This is a genomic window from Pseudomonas sp. P4_C3, assembly GCF_056402075.1.
In genome coordinates, this window is the sequence record NZ_JBFUIC010000618.1 from 1 (window position 1) to 1,332 (window position 1,332).

The following is a 1,332-nucleotide window of genomic DNA, read 5'->3' on the forward strand; positions in this document are numbered from 1 at the left end:
TGCCGGCGGCCCCCGCACCGTAAATCGCGACTTTTGGCAAGCCATCATCCCTGCTCGTAAACGGAACATGCTGAACCGCACTGAACCAATCACCCATAAAATACTGGCGCATGGCGAAGCGCAATCCCCCGATCATGATAAGACTCAACCACCAGTAGTTGAATATGATCGAGCGGGGAACGACGTTCTGATGGTTGCTGTACCAGTACAGCAAGACGCCCAGGATCAGGGACGATAATGTGACGGCCTTGATAATGGCAATGAGCGCATCATTTCCGAAGTACCGCATCACCGCGCGATACATACCAAAGCGGATGAACAGGGGAATTGCCACGACAGGTGCGCTGACAAAAAGCCAAACATGCTGAGTGAGGGGATTGACCATCTCGTCCAGCCCCAGACGTACAACAAACGCCATCCACAAGGCAAACCAGACCAGAAAAATATCAGTCAGAACCAGCAAAATTCGCTTATGTCGTCTTGGCAGACTTAATAAATGCGCCCGAATTTTATCCATAACCCCTCTAAACACCTCTCGAAGCTCCCAGCATTGATACAGCAACTACAGCTTTTGGTATCTCTTGTGGATAAGGCATTGCGTGATAGCCAGAGCAACCATCACGCATTGTTCGCGATTTCCAACTCGCCAGCGTGGAATTTGAATGCCAGCGCCACCAAAGGCACATAGGCAAGAATCAATCCTGTCGCACCATCCAGGTACTGCATGACGACCAATATAGCGACCGGCAATAACCACAACAAATTGACAGCGGCTATTGCGACTGTGACCACACGATGGCTGCGGAATTTCCGTGAAGCGTACTGGTATCCATGGCTGCGATGAGCCTCATAGACCTTGTCACCACGCAACAGGCGTCGCAGCAAGGTAAAAGTGGCGTCAACAATGAATACTCCTAACAGGATAAGCCATGCCCACAAAAACACCGGTGCAGTCCATGCGGCATGCAGGGCCAACACCGCCAGCACTATGCCTAGAAAACCACTCCCGGCATCGCCCATGAAAATACGCGCTGGCGGGAAATTCCAGACAAGGAAACCGAGTACGGCCATTGTCAGCACAAACGGGGCAATGGAGAGACTCACATGACCGCCAATCCAATACACCAGACAAGCGCCGACACAGGTGCAAATCGCTTCGACACTCGCCAGACCATCAATACCATCCATAAAGTTATAGAGATTGAGCATCCAGACTAGAAAAAAAGCCCCGATGACATAACCAAACCATCCCAGACTTATTTCGTAACCGAACACATTGATCGGGGCCATGCCGCCAATCCAGAACAATGCCCAGATGGCACCAGCGAAATG

General features: G+C 51.2%; 1 protein-coding gene and 1 pseudogene. Both read right to left on the minus strand.

The features are described from left to right. Window positions 1-517: pseudogene (locus tag AC1DVH_RS31215) on the minus strand (polysaccharide biosynthesis protein); the annotation flags it as partial. A gap of 101 nt (window positions 518-618) precedes the next feature. Further along, window positions 619-1,332, minus strand: a 714-nt coding sequence (locus AC1DVH_RS31220) for an MraY family glycosyltransferase (protein ID WP_477757034.1), incomplete at its 5' end; no start/stop codon positions are given.